Genomic DNA, 8105 nt, shown 5'->3' with positions numbered 1-8105 from the left:
GAGTGGTGGGTTGGTAGAGTGAGGGCAAGCCAAAGACCGCCGGTCATCGGAGTGCTCGCACCCGATCGAAGCGTCTGCCGAGAGGCAGAGGACCTGCGCAGGTGACATGAAACTCCTCCCAATCGGGAATCCGAGCTCCGTGCGCCTGCGCCGGAGCTCTTCTTTTTTGCCGCCGCGCGGTGTCTTCGGCTGGCGCCCCGCTTCCGCGGAGCGCCTCGTACACACAAGGAGTGGCCATGGCGCAGAAGGATGCATCGGTCGCCGAGCTCACGAAGCACTTCGAGAACTCGACCGCCGTTCTGCTGACCGAGTACCGCGGTCTGACGGTTGCCCAGCTCAAGCAGCTGCGCAACGACATCCGTCAGGACGCGGAGTACGCCGTGGTGAAGAACACGCTGACCAAGATCGCCGCGGCAAACGCGGGGGTCACGGGACTGGACGACGAGCTCAAGGGCCCGTCTGCCATCGCGTTCGTGCACGGCGACCCCGTCGCCGTCGCGAAGGGCCTGCGTGCCTTCGCCAAGGCTAACCCTCAGCTCGTGGTGAAGGGCGGCTACTTCGATGGCGCTGCACTGACCGCGGATGAGGTCAACAAGCTCGCCGATCTCGAGAGCCGTGAAGTCCTGCTGGCGAAGCTCGCCGGTGCGATGAAGGCGACGATGACCAAGGCGGCATACGTCTTCCAGGCGCTTCCGTCGAAGGCCGTTCGCACGGTCGACGCGCTGCGCGAGAAGCAGGACACCGCGGCCTGACCCGGCCCGGCTGACAATCCCGATCAAGGAGAAACACAATGGCTAAGCTCAGCACCGAAGAGCTGCTCGACGCGTTCAAGGAGCTCACCCTCATCGAGCTCTCCGAGTTCGTGAAGGCGTTCGAGGAGACGTTCGACGTCACCGCCGCCGCCCCCGTGGCCGTGGCCGCAGCCGGCCCCGCCGGTGGCGCCCCCGCCGAAGAGGTCGAGGAGAAGGACTCGTTCGACGTCGTCCTCGAGGCCGCCGGCGACAAGAAGATCCAGGTCATCAAGGTCGTCCGCGAGCTCACCTCGCTCGGCCTCGGCGAGGCCAAGGCCGTCGTCGACGGTGCCCCCAAGGCCGTGCTCGAGGGCGCGAACAAGGAGACCGCCGAGAAGGCGAAGGCTGCCCTCGAGGAGGCCGGCGCTTCGGTGACCCTGAAGTAATTCAGTTCACCTTCGCGGTACACGAAGGCCCGGATGCCACGGCATCCGGGCCTTCGTCGTCTCCGGGGGATGGCGCCCGGTTCGGCGCGGGTGAGACAGGGACAGGCGCTCCGCGGGGCCGACTCGCGCCGCACGCGTCTTCGCGGTCGACGACCCCCAGGCGGTGATCGCCGAGACGCAGGTCAGGGGCGGTAGCGCCGAGCCCACCTGCAACCGGACCTTCGTCCAGCCCTACAACACGGGAGACGCCCCTCAGGACCTCGGCGGCTGGTCGCTGCGGGACCGCTCCTGCCACCAGCGTTGCTGCTGAGAGGGGAGCGAGCGCGCGGCAACGCAGCCTGCCCGTCGTCTCACATCGCGCGCGGGGGAGCGGTCGAGGCCCGCACGACCAAGCGGGTGGCCGCGAGCGACCGCTGCGGGGGCTGCGCTCCCTCGAGCATCGACAACAGCAGGCGGGTGGCCTCGACCCCCTGGGCCTCCGGGTACTGCTCGACGGTCGTCAGGGCGAACATCTCGGCGTAGTCGTGGCCGTCGATGCCCACGACGCTCAGCTCGGTGGGCACCGAGATGCCCATCCGGCGGGCCGCGATGATCACCCCGACCGCCACCTCGTCGCACGCCGCGACCACGCCGGTGGGGCGCGAGGCGGCGTCGGCGAGGAAGGATGCCGCTGCGGCGTAGGCGTCGGTGATCGTCAGCGTCGAGGGGACGTTGCGGATGCGCACCGCGAGCCCACTGTCGTTCATCGCGTTGCGGTACCCGATCGAGCGCTCGTCGACGTCGCGCGCCGGTGCATCGGTCGGGGGCGTGCTGCCGACGAACGCGATATCGGTGTGGCCCAACGCGATGAGATGCTGCGTCGTGATGCGCGTGATCCCGATGTTGTCCAGGCCCAGGGTCGGGATGCCCTGCAGGGGATTGCCGATGCACACGGTCTGCTTGTCGATCGCGAGGAGGCGTTCCAGATCGGTGTCGCCGGGCTCGAGGGCGACGGCGATGATCCCGTCGAACCTCTTGCGGGCGAGGTAGGTCGCGTACAGGCTCTCGCGATCTCGCGACCCGGGCTCGGCGACGTACAGGGTGACGTCGTAGCCCTGCGAGATGAGCGAGCGCTCGACGCCCTCGATGATCGCCCCGAAGTACCACCGGTTGACCTTGGGCACGATCAGCGCGACCGTGCGCGTGCGTCCCGTCGCCAGGCTCACGGCACTCGTGGACGGGACGTAGCCCAGGGATGCCGCGGCGTCCGTGACGCGTCGACGGGTGTCGTCGGAGACGTATCCGCCGCCGGTCAGCGCCCTGCTCGCCGTCGACTTCGACACGCCTGCCAGGCGTGCCACATCGGCGATTCCGCTCATGAGCCGTCTTCCTCGAAGGGTCTTTCGACGTCGGTGTCGACGTCATGAAGAGTATCCGACAATCTCAGAATCTGGAACCGGTTCCTTCACGTCTCCGCGCGGAATTCGCCCGCAAATCCGCCAGTTACTGAGTCGTGATCAAACTGTATTGCGCTGGGGGTTGTTGTCGCTTACGGTGATCTGGAATCGGTTCCCGACGGGTTCCGGTGCAGCACAGAACTCAAAGAGGAGAAATCACATGGGCATGTCACAGCGGTATCGCCTGCTGGCCCCCGTCGGTCTGCTGGCGGTCGGTGCCATCGCGCTCGCCGGCTGCGCCGAGGGCGACTCGGGCGGATCCGGCAGTGGCTCGGAGGGCACCACCACCGTTCGCATCTCCGGCGGTATCACCGGCACCGAGGCCGACGCGCTGAACCAAAGCTTCGACCAGTTCACGAAGGACACCGGCATCAAGGTCGTCTACACCGGCGACAAGAGCTTCGAGGGCAACATCGTGACCAAGGTGTCCGGTGGCGACGCCCCCGACATCGCCATCGTCCCGCAGCCCGGTCTTCTCAAGACCCTCATCGGTACGGGCGAGGTCCAGAAGGCGTCCGACGCCGTCTCCGCCAACGTCGACGAGTACTGGGGCGAGGACTGGAAGTCGTACGGCACCGAGGACGGCACCTTCTACGCCGCCCCGATGCTCGCCAACCTCAAGGGCTATGTCTGGTATTCGCCGACCAAGTTCGCCGAGTGGGGCGTCCAGGTCCCCAAGACCTTCGACGAGCTCCTGACCCTGACTCAGACGATCCAGCAGAAGACCGGCGCCGCCCCGTGGTGCGCGGGCTTCGCGTCCGACGCCGCCTCCGGCTGGCCCGGAACCGACTGGGTCGAGGACATGGTCCTGCGCCAGTCCGGCCCCGAGGTCTACGACCAGTGGGTGGCCAACGAGGTCAAGTTCACCGACCCGCAGATCAAGCAGGCCTTCGACGCGGTGGGGGAGATCCTCCTGAACCCGGCGTACGTCAACGCCGGCTTCGGTGACGTCAAGAGCATCAACTCGACGGCCTTTGCCGACGTCGCCGCCAAGGTCGCCGACGGCAGCTGCCCGATGACCCACCAGGCGTCGTTCCTCTCCGCGAACTTCCTCACGGTGAAGACCGCCGCGGGCGAGACCCCGACCATCGCGCCCGACGGTGACGTGTACGCGTTCCTGCTCCCGGGTGTGAAGGAAGGCGAACTCGCGGTCGAGGGTGGCGGCGAATTCGTCGCGTCCTTCTCCGACGACGCGAACGTCCAGAAGGTCGTCGAGTTCATGTCGACTCCCGAGTTCGCGGACGCCCGCGTCAAGCTCGGCGGCGTGATCTCGGCCAACAAGGGTGCGGACCCGTCGCTCGCCTCCAGCGAGTTCCTCACCGAGGCGATGAAGACGCTGCAGGACCCGAAGACGACGCTGCGCTTCGACGCCTCCGACCTGATGCCGGCTACCGTCGGCGCGGGCTCGTTCTGGAAGGGCATGGTGAGCTGGATCGACGGCACGCCGACCGACACGGTGCTGAGCGACATCCAGGCCGGTTACAACAACTGATCCGAACCGCCTGACCGGTGGGCCGTCCGCTTCGGCGGGCGGCCCACCGGTACCGTAACCCCCATCACGGTGCCGCTGAGCCGGCCCGTCCACCGATGAGCACGAGGGCGTGTTCGGGAGGGAAGTCATGACCCAGACCAGCCAGGCGGAGAAGCCCCCGGCGGCATCTCCCCGACGCGGACGAGCGGACGCCGAGTCGGTGCCGCGCGATCTCGCACGGAGGCACCGGACGACCGTCACGGTCGTCGTCATCGCGCTCATCGCCGCGGTGGCACTTTTCCTGTTCATGGTGACGCGGGCGCCGGCCGAGACCAAGCCCACCACCATCGGCTTCTCGCTGAACAGCTTCTTCAAGACGCTGGGCGAGATGAACCCGCTCGTGCAGATCCCGATCGTGCTCGTCGCCTTCGGCGCGGTCGTGGGACTGCTGCTGCTGCTCATCGAGTACGCGCCGCGCTCGGGCAGGGGGTACTTCTGGCTGCGACTGGTCGCGTGCTTCGCGATCCCGGTCCTGGCCTTCATGCTGCTGCGCCCGTACCAGAACGCGGTCATCTACGTGCTCGGCATCGCCGTGATCCTCGGCGGCGTGCTCTTCTACGCCGACTACCGCTCCCGCCAGGGCGCCGGCTACCTGTTCCAGCTCATCCTGTTCGCCGCACCCGCGTCGATCCTCCTGCTGATGGGTCTGGTCTACCCGGCCATCTCCACCCTCGTGCAGTCGTTCCTGGACAAGACCGGCGAGAACTTCGTCGGCCTCGAGAACTACATCTGGACCTTCACGAACCCCGAGGGCTTCTGGTCGGTCATCAACACCCTCATCTGGGTGCTCCTGGCCCCCACCTTCGCCACGGCGATCGGTCTGGCTTACGCGGTGTTCATCGACCGGGCGGCCGGGGAGAAGTACCTCAAGGTGCTCATCTTCATGCCGTTCGCCATCTCGTTCGTCGGCGCGGGCATCATCTGGAAGTTCGTCTACGACTTCCGCCAGGGCGACCAGATCGGTGTCCTCAACGCCATCGTGACGGGACTGGGCGGACAGCCGGTGTCGTGGCTCGCGGCCACCCCGCTCGTCAACACCCTGCTCCTGGTCGTCGTGTTCATCTGGAGCCAGACGGGTCTGGCCATGGTCATCCTGTCCGCCGCGATCAAGGCGGTGCCGCCGGAGCAGAACGAAGCGGCGGAGCTGGACGGCGCCAACGCGTGGCAGCGCTTCATCAACGTCACGATCCCCGGCATCCGTTCGTCGCTCATCGTGGTTCTCACCACGATCGCGATCGGCGCGCTGAAGATCTACGACATCGTCGCGGTCATGACCGGTGGACGCAACGACTCCACCGTCCTCGCCTTCGAGATGGTCAACCAGCAGCAGCGGTTCCAGAGCTACGGGCACTCCGCAGCGCTGGCCGTGGTGCTGTTCCTGTTCGTCCTGCCGCTGATCATCTTCAACGTGCGCCAGATCCGGAAGCAGAGGGAAGTGCGATGACGACCTCCACCGTCGTGCTCGAGCCCACGTCAGACAATCGTTCGGCTCGTCAGGTCGCCCGGGACACCCGTCGCCACGAGGCGATGGCGCGCAAGCGCCTCACGTCGAAGGGCGCCACGATCGCCGCGATCGCGATCGCGTTCTTCTGGACCATCCCGACGTTCGGCTTGTTCATCACGTCGTTCCGTCCCGGTTCGGACACGCAGTCCACCGGATGGTGGACGGTGTTCACCGACCCGTCGTTCACGCTCGAGAACTACCGTCTCGCGCTGACCTCGGGCGGGACCGCCCTGACGCTGGCCGCGTCGTTCTTGAACTCGCTGGCCATCACGATCCCGGTGGTGCTGTTCGCCCTCGCGATCGCGTCGCTGATCGCCTACGCCTTCGCGTGGATCGACTTCAAGGGCCGCAACTTCTTCTTCATCTTCATCTTCGCGCTCCAGATCGTGCCGCTGCAGATGGCCCTCGTCCCGCTGCTGAGCCTGTTCTCCCGTGGTCTGACGATCAACGAGGTGACGATCTTCCCCGGGTTCGACCTGCGCGGGGTGGAGCACAGCTTCGCCACGGTGTGGATCGCCCACGTCATCTTCGCGATGCCGCTGGCGATCTTCCTCCTGCACAACTTCATCGCCGAGATCCCGCACGAGGTCATCGAGGCGGCTCGCGTCGACGGTGCCGGACACGGTCAGGTGTTCTTCCGCCTGATCCTGCCGCTCGCGGCTCCCGCGCTGGCCTCGTTCGCGGTGTTGGAGTTCATCTGGGTGTGGAACGACCTGCTGGTCGCGACGATCTTCGCGCCATCGTCGTCGCTCCCACTGACGCAATCGCTGAACTCGCTGTCGGGAACGTGGGGCGACCAGTGGTTCCTCCAGTCGGCGGGAACGTTCATCTCGATCCTGGTCCCCCTGATCGTGTTCTTCCTGCTGCAGCGGTTCTTCGTCCGCGGGCTCCTCGCGGGCGCGACGAAGGGCTGACACCTCGACGAACACGAAGGGCGTGGCATCCGGAGATCGGATGCCACGCCCTTCGGCGTCCGCGGAGGTTCTCAGCCGGCGCAGGCCAGACGCGACTGGATGTCGCGCATCGCGTCGATCTCGGCCGACTGGCCGGCGACGATCGTCTGCGCCACGTCCTTCACGCGCGCGTCGCTCCCGAGCTCGATCACGGCTTCGGCCATCGGGATCGCGCCCTGGTGATGGCGGATCATGAGCTCGAGGAACAGGCAGTCGGCGGGCTGTCCCTCGAGCGTGCGAAGCTCGTCGAGCTCGGCATCCGAGGCCATGCCCATCTGGGCGAGCAGCTCGTCCTGCGAGAGGGCCGAGGTGTCACCGTGGCTGTGGGCGCTCGAGGCGACCATCCACTGCATGAGCGGCTGTGACGACGCCTGCGGAAGGCCCCACTGCACGAGCCAGCCGAACATCTCACCGCGCTGGCCCGCCTGCGTCGTGGCGATGTCGTACGACAGGGTGCGCAGCTCGTCGTCGGAGGTCTTGCGGTAGATCTCCATCGCCATGAGCACCGCCTGCGTGTGGTGCACCTGCATGTCGCGCGCGAAACCCGCGTCGGCGGACACGGTCGAGGGCGTGGTCGGCGCCGCCGACGCGCCGAAAGCCGTGAACCGGCCGATCGCGAAGGCGACGGCGAGCAGGGCGACCACCGCGACGGCGACGACGACCCGTCGCGTCGCGGGCCGCGCGACGGGTGCGTCGTCGCTCACGTCAGGCCTTGCCGGGGCCGTCGACCGCTCCCGAGCAGGCGGCGTTGGGCTCGGGCGCGTTCTGGCTGCGCCAGAACTCGGTGAAGAACTCCGCGATGCGGGGGTCGCTCGGGTCGTCCACCTTCAGCTGGTGGTTCCACGCGCTCACCGCGATGGGGCTCTCCATGCCGGGGTACGGCGACATCAGCGCGTAGCTGGAAGGCATGACCGCCTTCAGGGCGTCGATGCCGGCCGCGTCGACGCGCTGGGGATCGTAGGTGATCCAGATCGCACCGTGCTCGAGGGAGTGCACCGCGTTCTCGTTCGGCTGCGGCTCGGTGTAGACGCCGCAGTTGAGCCAGATCGGGTTGTGCGGGCCGCCGGCGGGCGGGGTCTGCTCGTACGTGACGGCGCCCTGCACGTGGTCGGAGCGGTTCTCGAAAGTCTCCACGCCCTGGATCTCGCGACCCGTGCTGTTGCCGGCTTGGTAGCTGGGCGGGGGTGCCGGGGCGAACACGAAGGATGCCACGACGAGGCCGATCACCGCGAGCGCGGCTGTCGATCCGACGACCCACCACACGAGCTTGCCGCGCTTGCGGCGCTCGATCTGCTTCTGGTACTCGGCGAGCTTCTGCTGTCGCTTCTGCTCACGCTGCTGCTTGACGGTCAGGTCGATCTCGGCCTGCGTGGCGGGGTTGCCGCTCTTGCGCTTGTCGGGGGAGGGGCTCATGCGGTCTGTGCTGTCTCTCTCTGGGGCGGGAGGCTCGGCGCGGGCCGATGCGCCCAGCCTATGCGGCTGAATGGGGTGGTCGCCTGGGAGG

The 8105-nt window shown here is 67.4% G+C and carries 8 protein-coding genes; 5 read left to right on the top strand and 3 right to left on the bottom strand.

Going from position 1 to position 8105, the window contains the following annotated elements; all coding sequences use genetic code 11:
* Positions 1-236: 236 nt before the first annotated feature.
* Both rplJ and rplL read left to right on the top strand, forming a co-directional pair.
* Positions 237-752 carry a 50S ribosomal protein L10 gene (rplJ, locus tag FE256_RS16850; RefSeq protein ID WP_138177968.1) on the top strand — a complete coding sequence of 172 codons (516 nt, stop codon included), beginning with the start codon at positions 237-239 and terminating at the stop codon, positions 750-752.
* Positions 753-790: 38 nt separating this feature from the next.
* Positions 791-1177 carry a 50S ribosomal protein L7/L12 gene (rplL, locus tag FE256_RS16845; RefSeq protein ID WP_076494519.1) on the top strand — a complete coding sequence of 129 codons (387 nt, stop codon included), beginning with the start codon at positions 791-793 and terminating at the stop codon, positions 1175-1177.
* A gap of 350 nt (positions 1178-1527) precedes the next feature.
* Here the strand turns inward: rplL and FE256_RS16840 are convergent, their stop codons facing one another.
* On the bottom strand, positions 1528-2535 hold the full coding sequence (locus tag FE256_RS16840; protein ID WP_138177965.1) for a LacI family DNA-binding transcriptional regulator: 1008 nt from the start codon (positions 2533-2535) through the stop codon (positions 1528-1530).
* 238 nt (positions 2536-2773) lie between these two features.
* On the opposite strand from FE256_RS16840, the gene FE256_RS16835 reads away from it, so the two are divergent.
* The 3 genes from FE256_RS16835 (at position 2774) to FE256_RS16825 (ending at position 6562) form a co-directional block, all read left to right on the top strand.
* Complete coding sequence (locus tag FE256_RS16835) at positions 2774-4105, top strand: ABC transporter substrate-binding protein (protein ID WP_138177964.1); 1332 nt, start codon at positions 2774-2776, stop codon at positions 4103-4105.
* Positions 4106-4232: 127 nt separating this feature from the next.
* Entirely contained in the window at positions 4233-5588 is a 1356-nt protein-coding gene (locus FE256_RS16830) for a carbohydrate ABC transporter permease (protein ID WP_394529681.1), read from the top strand.
* Positions 5585-6562 carry a carbohydrate ABC transporter permease gene (locus FE256_RS16825; RefSeq protein WP_138177962.1) on the top strand — a complete coding sequence of 326 codons (978 nt, stop codon included), beginning with the start codon at positions 5585-5587 and terminating at the stop codon, positions 6560-6562. The genes FE256_RS16830 and FE256_RS16825 overlap by 4 nt, the downstream gene beginning before the upstream one ends.
* A 71-nt stretch (positions 6563-6633) precedes the next feature.
* On the opposite strand, the gene FE256_RS16820 is transcribed toward FE256_RS16825, so the two are convergent.
* Both FE256_RS16820 and FE256_RS16815 read right to left on the bottom strand, forming a co-directional pair.
* Positions 6634-7305, bottom strand: coding sequence for a DUF305 domain-containing protein (locus FE256_RS16820; RefSeq protein ID WP_138177960.1), 672 nt, complete (start codon positions 7303-7305; stop codon positions 6634-6636).
* Position 7306: 1 nt separating this feature from the next.
* A complete protein-coding gene (locus FE256_RS16815; protein ID WP_138177958.1) occupies positions 7307-8014 on the bottom strand; it encodes a thioredoxin-like domain-containing protein in 708 nt (235 codons plus the stop codon).
* Positions 8015-8105 lie beyond the last annotated feature (91 nt).

The sequence above is a fragment of the Microbacterium sp. 5K110 genome (assembly GCF_005774735.1).
Lineage (GTDB): Bacteria > Actinomycetota > Actinomycetes > Actinomycetales > Microbacteriaceae > Microbacterium.
This window is presented reverse-complemented; position numbering and strand designations above follow the sequence as displayed.